The organism is Caballeronia terrestris (assembly GCF_001544515.1).
GTDB lineage: Bacteria > Pseudomonadota > Gammaproteobacteria > Burkholderiales > Burkholderiaceae > Caballeronia > Caballeronia terrestris.
In genome coordinates this window covers 105899-126047 of sequence record NZ_FCOL02000010.1, presented here as the reverse complement: position 1 = coordinate 126047, position 20149 = coordinate 105899, and the positions used below count along the sequence as shown (strand labels likewise).

The 20149-nt window shown below is 67.1% G+C and carries 12 protein-coding genes; 5 read left to right on the top strand and 7 right to left on the bottom strand.

Features of this window, described 5'->3' with window-relative positions:
• Positions 1 to 86: 86 nt before the first annotated feature.
• Genes AWB67_RS11530 through recC form a run of 3 tightly spaced genes read right to left on the bottom strand, consistent with a single transcriptional unit; the run spans position 87 to position 9318 of the window.
• The gene (locus AWB67_RS11530) at positions 87 to 2225 is read right to left on the bottom strand and encodes an AAA family ATPase (RefSeq protein WP_087656374.1); all 2139 of its coding nucleotides are present in this window, start codon (positions 2223 to 2225) and stop codon (positions 87 to 89) included.
• The gene (gene recB, locus AWB67_RS11525) at positions 2222 to 5911 is read right to left on the bottom strand and encodes an exodeoxyribonuclease V subunit beta (RefSeq protein WP_087656373.1); all 3690 of its coding nucleotides are present in this window, start codon (positions 5909 to 5911) and stop codon (positions 2222 to 2224) included. The genes AWB67_RS11530 and recB overlap by 4 nt, the downstream gene beginning before the upstream one ends.
• Positions 5908 to 9318, bottom strand: coding sequence for an exodeoxyribonuclease V subunit gamma (gene recC / locus AWB67_RS11520; protein WP_087656372.1), 3411 nt, complete (start codon positions 9316 to 9318; stop codon positions 5908 to 5910). The genes recB and recC overlap by 4 nt, the downstream gene beginning before the upstream one ends.
• A gap of 211 nt (positions 9319 to 9529) precedes the next feature.
• On the opposite strand from recC, the gene AWB67_RS11515 reads away from it, so the two are divergent.
• On the top strand, positions 9530 to 12055 hold the full coding sequence (locus AWB67_RS11515; RefSeq protein ID WP_087656371.1) for an FUSC family protein: 2526 nt from the start codon (positions 9530 to 9532) through the stop codon (positions 12053 to 12055).
• A 9-nt stretch (positions 12056 to 12064) separates the two neighbouring features.
• Here the strand turns inward: AWB67_RS11515 and AWB67_RS11510 are convergent, their stop codons facing one another.
• Both AWB67_RS11510 and AWB67_RS11505 read right to left on the bottom strand, forming a co-directional pair.
• Positions 12065 to 12274, bottom strand: a complete 210-nt coding sequence (locus tag AWB67_RS11510; protein WP_087656370.1) for a hypothetical protein — start codon at positions 12272 to 12274, stop codon at positions 12065 to 12067.
• Positions 12275 to 12350: 76 nt separating this feature from the next.
• Complete coding sequence (locus AWB67_RS11505) at positions 12351 to 12836, bottom strand: Lrp/AsnC family transcriptional regulator (protein WP_087656369.1); 486 nt, start codon at positions 12834 to 12836, stop codon at positions 12351 to 12353.
• Positions 12837 to 12960: 124 nt separating this feature from the next.
• Between AWB67_RS11505 and AWB67_RS11500 the strand changes: the two genes are divergently transcribed.
• Positions 12961 to 13488, top strand: coding sequence for a cysteine dioxygenase family protein (locus tag AWB67_RS11500; protein WP_235025110.1), 528 nt, complete (start codon positions 12961 to 12963; stop codon positions 13486 to 13488).
• Positions 13489 to 13497: 9 nt separating this feature from the next.
• Here the strand turns inward: AWB67_RS11500 and AWB67_RS11495 are convergent, their stop codons facing one another.
• Together AWB67_RS11495 and AWB67_RS11490 are read right to left on the bottom strand one after the other, a co-directional pair.
• Complete coding sequence (locus AWB67_RS11495) at positions 13498 to 16059, bottom strand: mechanosensitive ion channel family protein (protein ID WP_235025117.1); 2562 nt, start codon at positions 16057 to 16059, stop codon at positions 13498 to 13500.
• Positions 16060 to 16256: 197 nt separating this feature from the next.
• On the bottom strand, positions 16257 to 16715 hold the full coding sequence (locus tag AWB67_RS11490; protein WP_235025109.1) for a BCAL1086 family glycoprotein: 459 nt from the start codon (positions 16713 to 16715) through the stop codon (positions 16257 to 16259).
• 235 nt (positions 16716 to 16950) lie between these two features.
• On the opposite strand from AWB67_RS11490, the gene AWB67_RS11485 reads away from it, so the two are divergent.
• From AWB67_RS11485 to AWB67_RS11475, 3 genes are all read left to right on the top strand, one after another.
• The gene (locus AWB67_RS11485) at positions 16951 to 17532 is read left to right on the top strand and encodes a DJ-1/PfpI family protein (RefSeq protein ID WP_087656366.1); all 582 of its coding nucleotides are present in this window, start codon (positions 16951 to 16953) and stop codon (positions 17530 to 17532) included.
• A gap of 162 nt (positions 17533 to 17694) precedes the next feature.
• The gene (locus tag AWB67_RS11480) at positions 17695 to 18003 is read left to right on the top strand and encodes a hypothetical protein (RefSeq protein ID WP_087656365.1); all 309 of its coding nucleotides are present in this window, start codon (positions 17695 to 17697) and stop codon (positions 18001 to 18003) included.
• Between the two features lie 343 nt (positions 18004 to 18346).
• Positions 18347 to 20032: an L-lactate permease gene (locus tag AWB67_RS11475; RefSeq protein WP_087656364.1), complete on the top strand. Its 1686-nt coding sequence runs from the start codon at positions 18347 to 18349 to the stop codon at positions 20030 to 20032.
• Positions 20033 to 20149: the final 117 nt, after the last annotated feature.

The following is a 20149-nucleotide window of genomic DNA, read 5'->3' as shown; positions in this document are numbered from 1 at the left end:
CGGCGAGCCGGACGTCATCGCCCGACACCCTGCGCCCGCGAATCGCACCGTGCCAGCATGCCACGCGCCTGCCCGTGACCCAGCCATCATCGCCCGTCCCCCGCAATCTTCGCGATCCGTGCCGCGAGTCCCGAATCACGCCGCGTCGGCGTCGCGACCGCTTGCGCAAAAATCCCCGGCGAGCCGATCACGTCGATGCGCTTCTTCGCCCGCGTGATCGCCGTATAGACGAGTTCGCGCGACAGCACGCGATTGAACGTCGCCGGTAAAACGAGCGCCGCGTGGTCGAACTCCGAGCCCTGCGATTTGTGGACCGTCAGCGCGAACGCGGTGTCGTGGGGCGGCAGCGCGGCGGGCGAGACGTAGCGCAGCGTCGCGTCGGCCATGCGGAACGCGACGCGCAGCGCGCCGTCGGCAGCGCTGGGCATCGCGATGCCGATGTCGCCGTTGAAGAGGCCGAGCGCGTAGTCGTTGCGCGTGACGATCACCGGCCGCCCCGCGAACCACTGCGCGCCGAGCGCGAGCGCGGCGCCCGAGCGCTCGCGGACCTTCGCCGCGATGCGCGCGTTGATCTCGTCGACGCCGCGCGCGCCTTCGCGCGTCGCGCACAGCACGCGGAAACGGTTGAGCGCGTCGAAGAGCGCGGCCGGGTCCGACGCGCCGTCGAGCGCGGCGGCCAGCGCGTCGGCATAGGGCGCGAAACCGGCGGTGAGGCGCGCGAGTGTGCGGTCCGAAAGCACCGGCGCGCTGTCGTCGATCAGGGTGGCGGCGTGTGAGACGCTTTCGGCGGCGTGCGATGCGCGCGGCAAACCGGGCTCGGGTATCGCCAGCGGCGAGCTACGTCCGACACGTTCCGTGCTCTCTCCGGCCTCGTAAGCCGCTCGCGGCAAACCCCGCCCCGCGCGCTCCCCTTCCGCCCGCGGATCGAGCACATGAAGCACTTCCAGCGCCCCCTGCGGCGAACCGCGCCGGATCGCGATCGACAGCCGCCCAATATCCGAATCCAGTCCAAAACGGTAGTTACGCTCCAGCCAGACGACGCAATCGGTCAGCGGATTCCCTCGCCCTTCGTCCTCTATCACCGGATGCCACGGCTCGGGTTCCGTCTCGTGCAGTGCGACGTAGCCTTCATCGATCAACAGGTAATCGGAATCGGCTTCTTGCGCATCTAGAGCGGTTGCGGCCGCCTCACGCGGCAACGCCGCCACGAACTGCGCAGGCGCAACGGACAACCCCGCCGCGACCCTTGCCGCGCCCTCGTCGCTGAACACGGGCCGCGCGCTCAGTTCCGCGAACACCGCGCCCGCTTCGACCGCAGCAAGTTGATCCTTGTCGCCGAGCATCACGAGCCGCGCGTCGGGCGCGACCGCTTCGAGCAGATGCGCGGCGAGCGCGACGTCAATCATCGACGCTTCATCGACGACGATCACGTCATAAGGCAACGGATTATCGCGATGATGGCGGAAACGACCATTGATCTGCGTGCCGAGCAGCCGCTGCAGCGTGAACGACGTGCGCGGCAAGCGTGCCGCAAGCTCTGCCGGCAGGAGAACCGCCCGCTCGATCAGCGCTTCCTGCATGCGCTGCGCGGCCTTGCCGGTAGGCGCCGCGAGCGCGATGCGCAAGTTCGGGTTCTCGTCGAGCAGGCAGGCCAGCACGCCGACGACCGTCGTCGTCTTGCCCGTACCGGGGCCGCCGCTCACGATCGTCAGCCGCCCGGAAAGCGCAACGAGTGCCGCGACGCGCTGCCAGTCGATGTCGTCGTCCTGAGGTGGCCCGAAGAAACGCGCGATGCGGGCGCCAGGCGCTGCGGTCGCCGTGACAGCCGCAGGCGCGTGTCCCGATCGCGCGACGAGCGCCTGCGCCAGACGCCGCTCGTAATCGAAGTAACGCGCGAGATAGATACGCTGGCCTTCGTCGATGACGAGCGGCAGCAGGTCGGCCGCGGCGCGCTGGCCGTCGCACGCGACGCCGCTCGCGAGCAACGCCGCCCGCGCCGCCGCGACGCTCTCGCCGTAACGCTGCGCGAGCGCCACGAGCGACACGCACACGTGCCCCTGCGCCGTCGCGCGGCTGACGGCGAACGCGGCGCGCTCGGCCCACCGCGCGCCGTGCGGATCGTTGCCCACGCGCTTGGCGAGCGCGCCGATCCTGCGCGCGAAGCCTTCGGCAAGTGCGACGCCTTCGTCGGCGGTGATGGCGGCGGAAGCAGCGCGCGCGTTCATGCCGTCCCTCCCGACATCAACCGGTCGAGCGCCTCGACGAGTTCGCGCCCCGGGAGCGCAGCGTGCACGCCCGCCGCGCGCGTGCCGTCGAGCCAGCCGGGCCGCACGCCGCGCACGAAAAGATACAAATAGCCGCCGATGTGCGTCTGGTACGCGTAGCCGGCGAGCCGCGAGCGCAAGTATCGATGCAGCGCCACCACGTAAAACAGCGCCTGCAAGTGATAAGCGTGCGACGCCATCGCTTCGTCGAGCGAGGCGGCGTCGTAGTCGGCGGGGGTATCGCCCAGGTGATTCGACTTCCAGTCGATGATCCAGAAGCGCCCGTCGTGTTCGACGATCATGTCGATGAATCCTTTGACGAAGCCGCGCAACGTGCCCGCTTCGAGCGCGACGTCAGGAAAACCGTGCGCGGCGAGCAGACGCCGCAGCGCCGCGAAATCGAGCGCCTGCGCCGGAAACAGGAACTCCAGCTCGTTCATGCGGCGCTTCGGCCCGATCGATGCAAGCCGCATGCCGGGGACGAGTTCGGTCGCGACGGTGTCGGCGACGAGGCGCAACATCATCGACGGCAAGTGGCGCGCGATGGCTTCGGGCGCAGGAGTGGGGTGCTCGCGCAGCGCGCGGTCGATCGCCTTCGGCCACGTCTCGGGCGCGGTGAAATCCGCGAGCTCGTACATCCGATGCAGACATTCGCCCGCCGCCGGACCGCGAGGAAACGCAAGAATGTCGTCATCGGCGAGGACCGCTTTTTCGCGCGGCGGCGTGGCGCCCGCTTGCAGCGCGTCGATCGCATCGACGAATTCGTCGTGATCGGGACGCGCGTCGGCGGGCTGCGGCTGGTTCGACTCGTCGCGCGCGCCCGCCGCGATCAGCGAACTAAAGCTCGCCATCCGCCAGCGGTCGCGCAGCAAACGCCGGCTCGCGCGCGCAGCGAGTGCGTGTTCCGAGCCGCGCGGGTTCACGAGCGGCTCGCGCGCTTCGATCACGGGCAGCGGTTCCAGCGTGATCGATCCGTTCGATTGCGCCGCGAGCGCCTGCCAGCCGGCGAGCACCTCCGTTTCTGCGGGCGGCTCGGCGAGCCACGCGCCGAACTCGTGCCCCTTCCCCGCGACGAGCCAGTTCAGCACGCTGCGCCGCGCCTCCTTCGTCGAATTCTTGCCGACGAGATAGACGCCGCCGACCACGTAGCAGCGATACACCGCGCGCGTGAGCGCCACGTAGACGAGCCGCGCGCGCTCCGCCGCCGCCTCGCGCGCCATGCTCGCCTTCGCGCGCTGCTCCGCCTCTTCGTCGATGCCGTAGTGGAGCACGGCATCGCCCGCGTCGTCGTGATATTCCTTCGCGTCCGGCAGACCCGACGACGGCGGCTCGCGCAACGATCCGTCGTTGAGAAACGGGCAGAACACGACCGCATACTCCAGCCCCTTCGACTTGTGCACGGTCACGATCTGCACGAGATTGCGATCCGATTCAAGGCGCAACTGCGCTTCGTCGGCGGTGCCTTCCTCGGCGCGCTGGGCCGCGAGCCAGCGCAGCGTCGGCGCGATGCCCGGCTGCGCCGCGCCGCGTGCCTGCAACAGCTCGGCGAGGTGATTGACGTTGGTCAGCCGGCGCTCGCCATCGACGCCCGCGACAAGCCGTTCCGCGATGCGCAACTCGCGCGCGAGCGTTCGCCACATCACCGCGAAGCCGCGTTCGTGCCACAGCGTCCGATAGCGCGAAAAGCGCTCGACCCAGCTCATCGCTTCGCTGGCGGCATCGGCGGAATCGGCGTGTTCGAGGCGCCAGAGCGCGGCGGCATCGAGCCCGAGCCAGTCGGTCGCAAGCGCCGCGCGCAGGCGCCGCAAGTCGCCGGGCGTATCGATGGCGGCGAGCACGCGCTCGATCTGCTCGGCGTCGAGCGTGCCGAACACCGAGGCCTGCGCCAGTTCCACGCTGCCGACGCCCCACGCCGCGAGCACGCGCTTCACGAGGCTGCCCTGCCTGTGCGTCTGCACGAGCACGGCGATGCGTCCGGGCGAAAGCGGTTCGTCGCCGATCGTCACCTCGCCTTTCTGCGCGCCGCGCAAAAGCCGCACGATTTCGGCGGCGCATGCTTCGGCGGCGTCGCGTTGCGCACGGTTCTTGGTCAGCACCGAGTCGCCCTGCGGCAGCATCCACACGCAGAAGTCGGCGGTATCGGACCAGGCCGCGGCCGGCGTGTTGTCGATGAACGGCGGACGTTGGCGCGTGCCTGCGCGCACTGGCTGGTAGTCGAGGCCGCCCAGGATGAAGGCGGCCGGATTCGCGCTGAACACGCGGTTGCAGGCATCGATGATCGGAGCCGTCGAACGCTGGTTGACCGCGAGCGTGTAGCGCGCCGATGCCGCCTCGCGCGCCTTCAGATACGTGTGCAGATCGGCGGCGCGGAAGCTGTAGATCGCCTGCTTGGGGTCGCCGACGAGAAAGAGCGGCCCGGCCGGCGCGAACACGCGGTTGAAGATCGCGAATTGCAGCGGATCGGTGTCCTGGAACTCGTCGATGAGCGCGGCCGGATAACGCGCGCGCAACGCATCCGCGAGCCACGCGTGCTTCGTCAGCGCGTGATACAGGTTCGAGAGCAGATCGTTGAACGACACGACGCGCCGCGTGCGCTTCCGTGCCGCGAGCTCCTCCGGTGCGTAGTCGAGCCACTCGCGCACGATGTCGAGCCACAATGCGCGCTGCGCCGCCTCGGCCGCCTGCGCGGCGGCGGCGAGCGAATCGGCGTGATCGAAGAACGCGTGCTCTGGCGGCTCGTGCTTGACCTTCGTGCCTTTCTTGAGCGCCGTCGCGGTGAGCTTGAGCGCCTCTTGAGGCGGCGGCGCGTAGCAGTCGGCGTTCGCGAAATACTCGCCCCACGCCTTGATCGCGGCTTCAATCAGCGCGCGCTTGTGCGTCGTCTTGCTCAGCTTCGCCTCGGCTTCCAGCAGCAAATTTGCGATGCCGTCGCGCTCCGCGTGCCACAGCGCGCACGCGGTATCGAAGATGGCTTGCGCGTCCGCCAATGCCACCGCGTCCAGATCGCCCCAGCGCAGCGCCGCAAGCGGCTTCTTCAGGCGCCGCGCGAGTTGCGCATCGAGCGAGCCCGGTCCCGCGCCCTTCGCCACCAGCCACGACGCGAACGAGCGCTCGCGCGCTGCCGCCGGCTCGACGCGCTCGCGCCAGAAATCGGCGGCGAGTTCGAAGCGCAATGCGCTGTCGTCGGCTTCCATCTCCAGCGCGAACGGCATCGCGGCGGCGAACGGCGCCTCCTGCAGCGCGCGCTGGCAGAACGCGTGGATCGTGTGGATCGCGGCCTGATCGAAGGTATGCAGCGCGATGTGGACGCGTTTGAGCGCCTCGTCGTGATCCACTTCGGCGAGCGTCGTCTCGAAAAGGCGTTCGATGAACGGATCGCCCGCAGCATCGCCGTTCTCGATCGCGTGCGCAAGTTCGGCCAAACGCGCGCGAATCCGCTCGTGCAATTCGGCGGTCGCGGCCTTCGTGAAGGTGACGACGAGGATCTGGTCGGCGGCGAGCTTCTTTTCGAGCAGGAGGCGCACGTAGAGCGCGCAGATGTTCCACGTCTTCCCCGTTCCCGCCGATGCCTCGATCTGGTTCACGCCGTCGAGCGGGCAGGCAAAGACGTCGAGTTCTTCCACGTTCAGATGCAGGGCGTCGTTCATGCGTCGCTCCGCAGATGCTGGATCAGCGGCTCGAAGACGAGTTTCGCGAGCGTCGCGAAGGTTTCGTCGAGCGCGAGGCTCGTGCCGCGAAACGCGATGCGCAGCGCGGCATCGTCGGATTCGCTGCGCGTGCGCTCCGACAGCCACGCGCCCTCCGCCTTAGCGTCGCCCTCGGTCACCTTGAGCCACGCGCTCTTCGGGAAAAAACGCAGCGGCATGCGGCGCCCCGCGCGATAAAGCGCGGCAAGCGTGGCGAGATGGCTCAAGGGATCGTCGACGGGTGTCAGCTCGAAATTCGACGACTTCGCGCCGCGTCCATGCCACACGGTGCGGCGCGGGCCGTCAGGCAGCGCCGCGCAGTAGGCGAGATGCGCGAGCCACGCCGAGAGGTAATCGCGCGCGCGCGGCGCGTCATATCGATAGATCACCTGGCCTTGCGGCGTCAGCAGGTTCAGCGTCCCGTGCAGTTGCAGAGACTGTGCTGCGTCGCGGGCGAGCGCCTCGTCATGCGCGCCGAAGAGCGCGACGCCCGCCGTGTCGGGCCAGCGCGGCGCGATGTCGAGCGTGAACGGCAGGCGCGTCGTGCCCTCCTCCGTCGCGGTCCTCACGCGGTTCGCGAGGTGATGCAGCGCGTGCAGTTCCTGCGATTGCCAGACGCCGCCCGTCGCGCCGCCCGGCATCTCGGGACTCGCCCTTGCCACGCGCCGCGCGCGCTCGCGCGCGGCGCTCTCGTCATCATCGGTCATGTCGAGGAGCGCTGGCAGCACGCGCTCCGCGACCGCATCGCGGCCGCTGAAGTCGAGCTCGAACGGCTCGGTGTCGCCGAGTTCGCTTTCGGCGTCGAAGAGCGCGATGCCCAGCCGGTCGCGCAAAAGCGCGCGCGCCGGATGCCGCCAGAAGCGCACGAAATCGTCGAAGGCGACGGCTTCCGTTCCGTCCTCGGCGGGGAGCGGCTCGGCGAAGAACGTCACCGCCGGTTCCGGGCGGCCGAGCGCCAGCGTGCGCGCGAGTTCGGCGCGCTCCGGCTCGTACGTGAAAAGCGGCGCGCCGGGCTCGAAGTACTCGGGCGCGAACGGCTGCAACGGATGCTCGAAGACGAAGCGCGCGCGCTGCCCGGCCACCTCGCCCGGCGAGGCATGCGCGCCCGCCGCCGATTCGGCCAGATAGTCGAGCAATTCGTCGATCAGCGCGGCGGGCGGGAGCGCGGCGTTGTCGCGGATGCTTCGGCCGGTGTACGCGATCAGCAGCCGGTCGCGCGCGGAGAGCAGCAGGTCGAGGAAGAGATTGCGCTCGTCGTCGCGGCGCTGGCGGTCGCCGAGCTTGCCGAACTTCGCCATCAGGTCGAATTCGTCGGCGCGCGCGAGGCTCGGCAGCATGCCGTCATCCATGCCGAGCAGGCAGACGACGCGATACGGCAGCCCGCGCAAGCTCGTGAGCGACGAGAACGTCACGCCGCCCCACGGCACGCCGCCGCGCGCGGGGTCGTCGAGGGCGTCGGTGAACGCGGTGCGCAGCACGGCGGCCGCGACTTCCGCTTCGCCCGCGCCTTCGCTCATCGCGACGATCAGCGCGTCGAGCGTGCCGCGCACGTCCGCGATCGAATCGCTGAACGCAAGGCCCGGGTCGAAAAAGCGTTCAAGCAAATCGAGCATCAGTTCGCCCCACGCGCGCGGCGTGCGCGGCGTGGAGACGAGCTCGGCGAAGGCGTCGATGTCGTCGATGAAACGCGTCAGACGCCCGAGCAGTTCCGCGTCCGAGCCGTTCGCGCCTTCGACCGGCAGCCACTCGTCGACGGGCGCGCCGCCGTCGGGCAGCGCGTAGCCGAGAAAGAGGCGCGTGAGGGCGTCGGAGAACGTGTGGCGTGCGCTCGGCACGTGTTCCGCCGACACTTCGGCCGGCGTCAGGCCGCGCCGCGCGCCCGCCGCCGCGAGCCACGCCTGCGCGGTTTCGAGCGCGGCGGCATCGATGCCGTAGCGCGCCGCGATCGCATCGACGCGCAGCCATTCGATCAGATCCGGCGCGCCGACGCTGCGTTCCGGCAACGCGAGCCAGTCGAGCAGCACGCGCGCGACCGGGTTCGCCTGCGACGGCGGCAAGCCCGTGATCCGGTATGGAATGCGCCGCCGATCGTTCGCGACTCCCACGGGCGCCGTACCGAACACGCCGTCGATCAGCGGGCCGGCCGCCGCGAGATCCGGAAACGCGACCAGCACGTCCGACGGCTCCAGCCCTTCGATCGAATCAAACCAGCCGAGGAGGCGGTCGTGCAGCACTTCGAGCTGCCGCGAAAGACTGTGGCAGACATGCACCTCGATACCCGTTTCATCGATGCCGCCGTCATCGGCGAGTTCGCTCAGTTCGAGGATCGCGTTCTGCACGCGCGCGAGCCACGTCGGCGCCGGGTTCGGCTCGAAGTGGCTCGCCTCGCGCGACGCCGCGCTTTCCGTCAGCTCGTGCAGCATGTGCAGTTGCGCCTGCGTCTGCCGACCCCACTCGGCGAGCAGCGGATTGCCGACCTCCTGATAGTCGAGTTCGCCCTTCATCTCCAGTTGCTCGACGCGCGCGACGCTCACGATGTCGAACCAGAACTCCTGACACGGATTGATCGCGTAGATGCGCACGTCGATCCAGCGCGACAGCTCGCGCAAGAGCGCGATGTGCAGCGGCGGCATGGTCGGCAGCGCGAACACGCTGATGCGCTCGGGCCACTCGGCGCGCATTACGGCATCGAGATCGAGCTTCGACGATTCCGCGAGAAAGCGGTACGCGGGCGGCGTCGGGTCGTACCCGGTTTCGTCGGCGCCGGCGGCCAGGTCGGCCAGCAACGCGCGCCACAGCGCGGCCTGCCAGCGCTCGTCCTCGCGCTGAATTTCGCTCGCGCCTTGCAGACGCGGCCCGCGCAGATCGATTTCCCCCGCGCCAGGCGTCGCCAGGATCGAGCCGCCTTGTTGCCACTGCGTGAGCCACTCGGGGCGATACGTCAGATAGTGGTCGAAGACCGTCGCGATAGGGCGCGCGAGCTCGTAGCGCATTGAATCGTCGGCGGCGCTTAGATAGGACGCGAGCCGCGCGTTGTCCTCGAAAAACGCCCCCGACGACGGCTCCGACAGCAGCCGGTAACAACGCCACGCGAGCCGGTCCGGCGCGAACGGAGAATGCACGGGCACGGTCATCACGCGCCCGATCTGCGCCCAGAGCCACTGCGCGAGATAGCCGAACTCCACGTTCGCGCAGATGCCGAAGCGCTCGGCCATGTCGAGCTCGAGCCGCCGCCGCAGGGCCGCGCTCGGCACGATCACGGGCTGGCTCGCGAACGGATCGCCGTTTTGCATCGAGAACGCGGCGAGGTCGTCGAAAAGCGCCTGCGACAGCGTTTCGTGGCGATTCGAATAGAACAGTTCGAGCATGGAGCCTGGGGCGGGATTGCAATGAGATTGCGGCGTTGAATCGGACGTTTCCGAATTGATCCGACAGCATAACAAAGGCCGAACGCGCGCAGAACCTGTCCGATCGGACGAGGTCAGAACCGTCTCCGGTTGCGTTAGACTCGAAGCCACTTTTGGGCGAGTCGGGCGCCGGAAGTCCCCGCTACACGAAAAAGCAGCAAACAGGAAGTCGATGCCCTACTCGATCGAAATCAGGAAATTCATCTACAGCCAGTACTTTTTCGGCGGCTTGCGCATTGCCTTCGGCGTTTCGCTTCCGGCCGTCCTGATGCTGACCGTGTTTCACAATCGCGAACTCGGCTTCACGATCGCGACGGGCGCGCTCGGCGCGTGCGTCGTCGACATGCCCGGCCCGCTCAAGTACAAGCACAACGAGATGCTGGCGTGCACGGTGATCGGTTTCGTCGCCGCCCTTGCGACCGGCATCGCCACGGCCCACGTGCTCGCGCTCTGGATCACGGTGCTTTCGCTCACGTTCGTGCTGTCGCTCGTGGTCGTCTACGGCAACCGCTGGCCGCAGATCAGCTTCGCGACGCTCTTCATGATGATCGTGACGCTGGAAGAGCACTTCACGCCGATGCAGGCGCTCGTCAACGCGTCGTGGATTCTGCTCGGCGGCCTCTGGTACACCTACTGGGCGACGCTGATCAGCCACTGGCAGGTGTACCGGATCGAGCAGCAGGCGCTTGCTGAGAGCATTTTCAGTTGCGCGGAATACCTGATGGCGCGCGCGGATTTCTACGATCCCGACGCCGATCTCGACGAGTGTTATCGAAAGCTGATTGAAAAGCAGATCGCGGCGGTCGAGCGGCAGGACGCCGCGCGCGACATCGTTTTGCGCAACCTGCCGAAGCTGCAGAAGGGCAAGCTCCAGCCCCGGCGCGCGAAGCTATTCAACCTGTTCGTCAATGTGGTCGATCTGCACGAGTTTTTCGTCGGCGCGCATACCGATTACCCGCTCGTGCGCAACACGTTCGGCGGCTCTGACCTGCTGATCTTCTATCGCGATCTGATGCGCAAGGCCGCCGTCGATCTCGAGGAAATCGGCCTCGCCGTGCTGCAGAACCAGCCCGCGCGCTCGCGGATTAGCGTTAAAGCGGAACTGCGCGCGATCGAATACGAGCTCGAACTGATGCGCAAGCACGCCCTTCCCGACAAGAATCCGGAAGCCTACGCGGCGGTCGCGGCCGTGTTCCGGCGCCTCTGGAGCGCGACGCGCCTCATCGACAGGATGCGCCGCCACACTCGCAGCGACGTCGACGTGACGGAAACCGAGATGAAGATCGACCACGCGATCTCGCGTTTCATTTCGAGCCGCCGCGTGCCGTTCATGCAGATCTTCTCGAACCTGACGATGGCGTCGCCCAGCTTCCGGCACGCGCTGCGCGTGACGATCGCAGTCGGCGCGGGCTATTGGCTTGGGCGTATTTTGCCGCTCACCAACGCCTATTGGATCGTGATGACGACCGTGATCATCCTGAAGCCGGGCTATTCGCTCACCAAGCAGCGCAACACGCAGCGGATCATCGGCACGGCGATCGGCTGCGCGGCGAGCGTCGCGCTCATTTTGCTCGTGAAGGAGCCGCATCTGCTCCTGATCGTCATGTTCGCGTCGATGGTGATGAGCTACAGCCTGCTGCTCTTCAACTACACGGCGAGCGTCGTGTTCACGTCGGCGTTCGTGCTCTTGATGTTCCACTTGCTCGCGCCGGGAAGCTTGAGCCTGATCGGCGAGCGGGCGATCGATACGGTCGTCGGGTCTGCACTCGCGATTGCGGCTAGCCATCTGTTTCCGTACTGGGAATACCGGCTGATGGGCAAACTCGTCAACGACATGATCGCCGCGATGCGCAGCTATCTCGAAGCAAGCTGGTGGTGGAATGCGAAGCCGTCGGGTGGGCGTGGCGAGAAAGCTGAGGCGGGCGTCGGACGGGCCGCGCAGGCGCTTGCCGAAACGCAATCGGGCGCCGCCGTCTTCGCGGACAGCAATGCGGGCGCGGCCGTTCTTGCTGCGCCCGAGGGCCAGGCGGGCGACGTCGCCGTCGCCGCGCCGCCGCGAGTTGCGGAAAGCGCTGCGGCCGCCCAGGAAACGCCCGCGATGAGAACGGCCAATGCCACGGCGGCAAAACTGTCATCGGTGAGCGTCGGGGAAAGCACGGCTGCTGCGACGGGCGCGGGGGCATCGGCGGCGGCGACGGTCGCGGCGACGGCGCTCGATCGCGATTACCGCTACCGCTTCGCGCGCAAGAACGTGCATATCGCGTTCGCGAATCTCGGGCAGGCGTTCCAGCGGATGATGCTCGAGCCGAAGGCGCAGCAGAAGTTCGTCGCGGAACTCAACGATCTGCTCGTGCAGAGTCACGTCCTCGCGTCGCAGATCACGGCGGCCGCGCCGCTGTTGCAATCGCTCGCGAACGTCGAGGGCTTTGCAAACGATCCGGTGCAGCGGGGGCTCGGCGTCGTCCGGGAGAATCTGGCGCAGGCGCAGGCAGGCGTCGCGCCGCCCGACGATCACGGCGAGCAGGTGAAGCTACTGCGGCGCGATCTCGATGCGATGGTCGTCGCAGCCGAACGCGCCGAGAAGATGCCGAGCGATGCCGTCCACGATCTGAAGCTGCTCGCGCATCAATGCAAGCAGATGCTGGCTGCGTCGAACCTGATTCGCAAGGACGCGAGTTTGATCCGGCTGCCGGCGTAGGCTTGAGCGTTATTGCGAAGCGCCGATCACAGGCGTCGCCCGCTTCACATCACTCGCCGCCGATGGCTGCGCGTTCTGCCGCTCGAACTCGCGTTTCTCGCGGATCGCGTTGAAGAGCAACGTCCCGAGCACCAGCAGCACGACCACGACGATGAACACGCTGATCGCGCGCGTCGGGTTTTTCTTGGGGCGTCGGGGCGGACGGCGGTCATCTGACATAAAGGAGGCTCGGGCGTGGTGCGTTGGAAGAAGGCGCCATGTTACCCGGGCTGGGTTTCAGATGGATTGCTGTGTTTTAACGGCCGAGGTCGGCTAAGGGCGGCGGCCGCACCGGCAGCGCGGTCGAATACTTGATCTGCTCCATTGCGAAACTGGAACTCACGTCATAAAGCGGCACGGCGCGAATCAGCTCCTTATAGACGCGGTCGTAATCGTCGATATCCGACACCACGACCCGCAGCAGGTAATCCGTCTCGCCGCTCATCCGGTACACCTCGACCACTTCGGGAATGTCGCGCACCGCGCGCGTGAAATCCTCCGCCCACGATTGCGTGTGCTGGTTCGTGCGCACCGCCACGAACACCGTCGTCCCGACGCCGAGCTTCCTCGGATCGCAGAGCGCCACCTGCGCACGGATCACGCCGGTCTCCTTCAGACGCTGCACGCGTTTCCAGCAGGGCGTCTGCGAGAGGTTGACGCGCTGCGCGAGTTCCGCGATCGGCATCGTGACGTCGGTCTGCAGGAGTTCGAGCAGCTTGCGATCGATGAGGTCCATTCCCATACCGCCCACCTGATAGGAAATTATTCTATTTTTGGATCATTGCACGGAATTATATGGAAACTATTTCCGGATGCAAATGGGTATAAATGGATCTACGACTCAACGACAAAAACGAACCCGAATCATGATCCGCGATGCCCTTTCCGTCCAAGCGCTCCCACGCCTTGTCAGCGAAATCGACGCTGCCCTCGCCGCTTCTGCCGACTTCCCGCAACGCATCCGCGCGGCGCTGCTCGCGGCATCGCAGGATACGCAACTGCTGTCGCCTGCGCAGCGAACGAGCGACCCGCAAACCTACACGCGCCATCTACTCGCCGCCGATCCGCACGGTCGCTACGCGATCGCCGCGCTCGTCTGGGAGCCGGGCCAGGCGAGCCCCGTCCACGGCCACCGGACGTGGTGCGCCTACGCGGTGATCGAAGGCACGCTCGCCGAAACGCTCTTCCGCTGGGACCCGGCCACGAATCGCGCGATCGAAACGCGCCGCCATGCCCGCGAGCCGGGCGCCGTGTCGTACGTCGGCGCGGGACGTGGCGCGATCCATCAGTTGGGCAACCCGCCGGATGCAGGCCGGCGCGCGATGTCGCTGCACGTCTACGGCGTCGCGGCCGCGCAGATCGCAACGCACGTCAACGATCTCGTCGCCGTCTGATTCAGGCCGTCAGCCCTTGCCCGGCTCGGTCGCCGTCGGAATCTGCGGCGGAATCTGCACCGACTGATCCGTCGGCGGCGGCGCGGGCCGCGGCTCGTGCGACACGTCGCGCGCCTTCGACACCGCGCTCTTCACCGCCGGCGACAACGGCTCCGGCTCCGGCGGCGCCTCCACTGGTTCCACCGCCGCAGCCGCGCGCGCCGATTCAAGCTCTTCCAGCACGTCGAACTCGTGTTCTTCCGAACGCGGCGCGGCGAACACCGTCTTCTCGCGCGACATCTGCACCTGCATCTGCGGCACGGGCACGTCCATGCCGACCTCGTCCATCTTGCGCTTGATGCGCACGTTGAACGCCCGCGCGACACTCCACTGCTGCAGCGGTCGCGTCTTGATCTGCCCCTTCACGACCATCCAGTTCGGATCGAACCGGTCGAGCCCCCAGACCTCGATCGGCCCAAGCATCTCGCGCCGGTAGCGAAAATCGGCCATCAGCTCGGCGCCGACTTCGCGGATCATCTGCGTGACCTTGTCGACGTCCGCCGAGAACGGCACGCGCACCTCGAACACCGCATACGCAAAATCCCGCGACAAATTTTTAACAATCTTGATTTGCGAGAACGGAATCGCGTGGATCGCGCCCTGCCCGTCGCGCAGGCGCACGGTGCGGATCGTCAGGCTCTCGACGGTGCCCGCGTGGCCGCCGTCGACCTCGATCGAATCGCCGACGGAAATCGTGTCCTCGATGATGATGAAAAGCCCCGTGATCAGGTCGGCGACGAGCGACTGCGCGCCGAAACCGACCGCAAGACCGATCACGCCCGCGCCGGCGAGCAGCGGCGTCACGTTCAGCCCGAGATTCGCCGCGGTCACGATGCCGGCGATCACCAGCAGCGCGACGAATACGACGTTGCGCACGAGTGGCAGCATCGTGCGGGCGCGCATGCTCGGCCCGCGCGACTTGCCGCGCGCGGCGTTCGGGTTGAGCGCTTCCTGGATCGCGGTATCGATCAGAATCCAGATCAGCCACACGATGAAGAACGTCAGGATGATCGCACTCACCGCGTGCGTGATGCCGCGGGCCGCGACGCTTTCCTCGGCGAGCTTCGCAAGCGAAAGGCCCCAGAAGCGCGACGCCGCCTCGAAGAACGCGAGCCAGATGCCGAGCACGAACAGCGTGCCGACGAATTTCACGAGGCGCCGCACGTACGCCGATTGCCGGCGCGGCCGGTGCGCCTTCGGGCGCGTCATGCGCACGACGACCGCCGAGAGGAAGAACGCCACGACAAGCAGTCCGGCCGTCGCGATTGCCATCTGCAAGACGTTTTCCGATGTACCGATGCCGGCGAGCGTCGCGACTACCGACGCGCCCGCGAGCAGCAGCATCGGCACCTGCCACAGCGACGCGACGATCTCGAAGGTTTCCGTCGCCGCGCGCCGGCTGTGGCGCAATTCGTACGAGCGGCTGCGGATCAGGTGCGCGACCGGCCGCTGGAACGCGAGGGCGAAATACGCGGTCAGCATGGCCGCGCCCATGTTCGCGACCGTCGAGATCAGCGCCGCGAGGTTCGTGCCGAGCTGCTGGGCGACGTCGTAGTTCGAGGCGGCGTCGCCGAGCGCGCCCAGCGTGCCGATCAGGAACAGCAGGCGCCGCGCGTGATGGATCAGGATATCGACCGCGACGCGCCGGTGCGCCGAGCCGAACAGCGAAAACATGATCAGACAGATCGACGAGAACACGGCGCCCGCGACGATCGCGTAGGCGGTGACCATCGCGAGCGTGCGTCCGAGCGACTGCGGCATGATGCGCACGAACGTGAGCGCGGCGAGGAACGCGACGAGGTAGGGCGCCACGCGGCGCAGTGCGAAGAGGAGCAGTTCGCGCGTCGTCGGGTTCGGGTGCAGGTGCGCCTCGATGCCGAAGCGCGCGTGGATGCGGCGCTGCAGGTACAGCAGCAGGTACGCGCACGTGCCCCAACCGATGAATGTCAGGAAGAAATTGAGCGCCGTGCGGCCGAACGACTCGCGGCTGTGGCTCGTCACGATCGTGAAGAGTTCATTGCCCGCGGCGTTGAAACGCCCGCCCCAGTAGGCGAAGGGCGTCTTGCCGCGCTTGATGTCGGCCTCGACGTTCGTCAGGACCGACGCGATCGCGCCGAGCAGCCCTGCGTTTTGCGCGATCGCCGCCACCGCTGATGATGCCGGCGTCTGTGCGGCGCTCGCGCTCGCGGCGGCGGGCGCGCTGGCGCCATCGCTGGCGGGTGTCGTGCCGACGGCGGCCGGTGCTTGCGACACCGCCGCTTCGGCTTCGCGCTTCGCGTCGCGCAGTTTTTTCAGTTGCGCGACGAGCGCGGCGCGCTGCTTGTCGCTGTCGAGCGTCGTGATGATGCTGTCGAGCGAGCGGACCATCTCGGCATCGTCGACGGCGGGCGTGGAGGCGGCCGCCGGCGCCGACGCGGGTGCAGGCGGCGTGAGCAGTTCCTGGAACGTGGGCAGTGCGAGGGCCGGGCCGGCGGCGTGGGCGGCGGGCGCGAGGAAAGCGGCGAACAGCAGAATCGCCGCGCAGCCACGCATGCGGCGGGCTACGGCGAGCGCAAAAGTCGAAAACAGGATCGCGACGATCGCCAGAGTGCTTGATTGCATAGCGGTCAGTGAAATCCGAAAGACCGCCAGTTTAGCCCGTCAGTCCCCGTCGACGCGCCGCGCGGACGTAACCGAATGTTAGGCGAATTTCGTCTGATGATTCGATAAAAGACGCTACAAGTCCTTGATTACTTGTCCATATCGGTGCGGGTCTCACTCGATTCCGCAGCCGACGACGTGCTCGCGCCCTGATTTCCGATGCCGTCCTTCGCCGACCATTGCTGGAGCTTTTTACCGGCGGTTTCAAGCCCGGCGCCCGTCGAACTGGCCGCGTTCGCGATCGCCGCGTTGGTCGCGCTCGCCGCGCCTTCGAGATTCGCGCGCGCCGTCTCGGCGACGCCGCTCGCCGACACGCTCGGCAGCGTGCCCGCACGGTCGAGATTGTCCTGCGCGGCCTGCTTCGCGGCATCGACGTGCTGGCCGACGTAGCTCGCCGCCTGGTCGAACTTCTGGTTCGTCTGGCTCGCGAGGTTGTTGAGCGCGCTCGCAGCCTGTCCGGCCGTGGCGTCGTGCTTTTCGCACGCGGCGAGCACGGCCAGCGCCGCAAGCGCGATCGCGATTCGTTTCAAGGGTTGGTTCTGCATCATCGGGCCCATCCACATTTAGGCGTGCGCGGGGTCCGCGCACGGTTCAGACCGGCTTGCCGACGCTGGGCGCCAGGCAATCCGCTAATCTCAAAAGCGCGCCAATCATACGTGATGTGCTCGCGTAGCTACCTTTCAGTCGCGAAGTCGACGCGAAACTGTCAGAGCGGCGCGTGTAGACTCGTCGATGGCTCGACTCGTCCGGCGCGGCCGGACTTCCACACCACGGAGGTTATCGATGGCAGCAAAGAAGATTCTCTTCCTCACCGGCGATTTTGCCGAGGACTATGAAACGATGGTGCCCTTCCAGGCCCTGCAGGCGATCGGCCACAAGGTCGATGCCGTCTGCCCCGGCAAGAAGACCGGCGAGCGCATCAAGACCGCGATCCACGATTTCGAGGGCGACCAGACCTATACCGAGAAGCCCGGCCACCTGTTCGCGCTCAACGCCACCTTCGACGACATCGACCCCGCCAGCTACGACGCCCTCGCCATCGCCGGCGGCCGGGCGCCGGAATACCTGCGGCTGAACGATCGCGTGCTCGACATCGTGCGTCACTTCGCCGAGGCCAAAAAACCGATCGCGGCCGTGTGCCACGCGGCGCAACTGCTGGCGGCAGCGGGCGTGATCGAGGGGCGGCGCATTTCGGCTTATCCGGCTTGCGCGCCGGAAGTGCGGCTTGCGGGCGGCGAATACGCGGACATCCCCGTCGATTCCGCGATCACCGACGGGCATTTCGTCACGGCCCCGGCGTGGCCCGCGCATCCGGAATGGCTGCGCCAGTTCGTGGCGCTGCTCGGCACGCGCATCGAGTTATAGGAATGTGAACGGCGCGGGCGGCGGCGAGTCGCGTGGATAAGTACTCGCGCGGGTCGCCGCCGCTTTAATCCGTCACAATCTTTAAGATGTTTCCAGTTATCCCGACGCGGCGGGATTCGTATAGTCGCGGGTCAAATCCCGCCCTATCCCAGAAGTCCCGTCATGACCCTGATGAACCTCGTCGTCGCGCTCGTCGCCGCAGTAATCCTTTTCGAACCCTTCACGCGCGCGCCCGTCTCGCGCTCGATGCGCTTTTCCGCGCGCCGCAGCCGCGCGCGACGCTCGTACTTGCAGGCGGGCGTCGCGTTCACAGCCGCGATGATGGTCGCGACGAGTCGCCCCGCACCCCAGCATATTTCGCCGGTGCTCGTATTCGGCGTCGCGGCTGCTTTGATTCTCGCGAGCGTCTACTGGATGGTTCGCGGCAAGCGCCTGATGAAACCGCTGCGGATGTTCGCGGAACGGCGCTAAGGCGTCGATCGGGGCGGTTGCCCCTTCTTTCCCCCTCCCCTTAAGACGCAGCGTCGAGCGCACTCGGCGCTGCGTCCGTCTTGTTTCCGCGCTGCTGCATCCACTGCGGAATTCCTCAGCAACGCCCGCCCCGCCCTTTTAACCGCCAAGTGAAATTCCACCTTGCGCGCGAACGATCGGCCGACCATTATCAATTTGCAAGAAAACGCGACAGAACCGCCTTCCGCTTGGGGACTACCCAGCGATTCGGGCGGGACGAGCCGAACGACGGCAGCCTTGAGCGCTCCACACACGGCTGACGTCGGCGGAAAGAAGCACCATCCATCCGATGACAGGAGGCGAGATGTGGCAACAGGTGTATGACCCACTCGGAAGTCCCGTTCTATCGACGCTCGCCGCCGCCTTGCCTGTCGCGGTGCTCCTCATCTCGCTCGCGGCTTTTCACGTGCGGGCACACGTCGCGGCGCTGGCGGCCGTCGGCGTCGCGATTCTCGTCGCGGTATTCGTGTTCGGCATGCCGGGCGCGATGGCGGGCAAGGCGGTCGGGCTCGGCTTCGCGTCCGGCCTCTTCCCGATCGGCTGGATCGTGCTCAACATCATCTTCCTGCATCGCCTGACCACGCTGAACGGCTCGTTCCAGGTACTGCAGTCGAGCATCGGGCGCATCACCGAGGACCGGCGGCTTCAGGTCCTGCTCGTCGCGTTCAGCTTCGGCGCGTTCTTCGAAGGCGCCGCCGGCTTCGGGACGCCCGTCGCCGTGACGGGCGCGATCCTGATCGGGCTCGGCTTCTCGCCGCTCGCGGCGTCCGGCCTCGCGCTGATCGCGAACACGGCGCCGGTCGCGTTCGGCGCATTGGGTGCGCCGATCATCGGATTGTCGGCGGTCACGGGCATCGACCAGTTGACGCTCTCCGCGATGATCGGCCGGCAATTGCCCCTCTTCTCCGTCATCGTGCCGTTCTGGGTGGTGTGGGCGTTCGCGGGCTGGCGCGGCATGCTGGAAATCTGGCCGGCTGCGCTCGTCGCGGGGGTCAGCTTTGCTGTGCCGCAGTTCCTCGTGTCGAACTATCACGGGCCGTGGCTCGTCGACGTGATTTCCGCGCTCATTTCGATGGCGAGCCTTGCCGGCTTCCTCAAGGTTTGGTCGCCGAAAAGCGTCTGGACGACGACCAAGCTCCACCGTCGCGCCGACGATTCGACCGTCGCGACCAACGCGGACGTTCCTCCACGGGAGACGCAGCAGGCGCCGTCCGCCGGCGGCGCGCGGCCGTCGGTAATGAAAGCATGGATGCCGTGGATCATCCTGACGGTCTTCGTCTTTGCGTGGGGCACGCCGCAGTTCCGCAAGGCCGCCGACGCCCTTTGGGCCCTCAAATACGCGATTCCCGGCCTCGACAAGCTGGTGGTCCGCATGCCCCCCGTGGTGCCGGAACCGGTGCACGAAGCGGCCGTTTTCTCGTTCAACATTTTGTCGATGGCGGGCACGGGGATTCTGGTATCGGCGATCGTCGGCGGGTTGTTGATGGGCTACTCGATACCGCGGCTCATCAAGGAGTTCTTCAACACGATCGTCACGGTGCGGCTGTCGCTGATCACGATCTGCGCGATGTTCGCGATCGGCTTCCTCACGCGCTACTCCGGCGTCGACAGCACGCTCGGGCTCGCATTCGCCCACACCGGCGTGTTCTATCCGCTCTTCGGGACGATGCTCGGCTGGATGGGCGTCGCGCTGACGGGCTCCGATACATCGTCGAACGTGCTGTTCGGCGGCTTGCAGAAGACCACCGCGATGCAACTCGGGCTCTCGCCCGTATTGATGGCGGCGGCCAACAGCTCGGGCGGCGTGATGGGCAAGATGATCGACGCGCAGTCGATCGTCGTGGCGTCGACTGCAACCAAATGGTACGGACACGAGGGCGACATCCTGCGCTTCGTGTTCTTCCACTCGCTGGCGCTGGCGATCCTCGTCGGACTCTTCGTCTCGCTGCAGGCCTACGTCTATCCGTTCACCGCGATGGTGATCCACTGACGTTGCCGGACGACGCGCCTATGGATCACGGCGGTGTCTCTGGCGCGTTGATAGAATCCGGCTATGAAGTGCCTGCCGGGCGCGCGGCGCGTGGTCCATTCGAAGACTTCTCGTGCG